Here is a 982-nt window from a genome sequence, read left to right on the forward strand (position 1 = left end):
ACTAGAATAAATGACCATAATGACCATAATAGCCATAGATAAAAATATAAAGGATGATATCATGATTTATATCTATAATGACTATGGTGGGACACATACCACGGCTCTAGCAGCCGCCTATCATTTAAAAGAAATTATCCAATCAGAACGAAAACTAACTAAAGAAGAAATATTAAATGTTAATTACTTCAATAAATTAACAAAAGATGATTCAGGGAAAATTATTTTTCATGGGATAGATGAAAATGGAGACTCGGTATATACTCTAGGACGGCGATCATCCAAAATTGTTGTTCCGGCATTAAAAAACTTAAGCTTCATACTGCAAAACAAACATCAATTTCATGAAAAAATAATATTCTCTAATACATCACCAACTGTACCGTTTGTAATGTCAATTGGGGGTTTTTTATCAAGACAATTAAAAATTGATTTTATTGGTGTACCATTATTAATTATAGGTGCCAAACAATGCTGTGATAATATTTTTCGGTTGGTTGAAAACACCAAACAAATAGGGGAATTCTCAAGTGAGGAAAAAGTGATTATTTTAGAAAATGAAAAATATAAATGATAATAGTTAGTATTTTATCTAGGTGAGAAAAGAGATATCCCTAGCACAGGAAGTCGGTTAAGCAAGATACGTTGAGTCAACCATAATAAATGTTGGCTCTTTGTTGTTACGCATATGAAAGAAACTACATGTTAACAAAAATAAGTAAATTACCACTCATGAATTAATAAAATCGAAAGTTTTTTGGAATCTATGTAAATTTTGTAATGAATATACGTGAATTTCGTAAATTTTTGGAATCCTAGGTATTTTCCTGATTTTTAGTTGTATGATTGAGAAAAAGGAGTTTATTGAGATGAAATTTTCAGAAACTATTGTAAATTTTTTTTCAATCAAACAAAAAGAAATACCCGACACACACTTTCAATGTCATGTCTGTGACGGAACAGGTGCCTATGATATATATAC

Annotated in this window: 1 protein-coding gene; it reads left to right on the forward strand. The window is 29.7% G+C overall.

Annotation, left to right across the window (positions count from 1 at the left end):
* The first annotated feature begins 61 nt into the window (after nucleotides 1-61).
* A complete protein-coding gene (locus AC1DUW_RS30420) occupies nucleotides 62-574 on the forward strand; it encodes a DUF3189 family protein (protein WP_477644390.1) in 513 nt (170 codons plus the stop codon).
* The last annotated feature ends 408 nt before the right edge of the window (nucleotides 575-982 follow it).

Source organism: Peribacillus sp. P4_C12, assembly GCF_056402095.1.

Coding starts and splice junctions, on each gene's coding strand:
- AC1DUW_RS30420 (WP_477644390.1), top strand. CDS start 62: ATGATTTATATCTATAATGACTATGGTGGGACACATACCACGGCTCTA.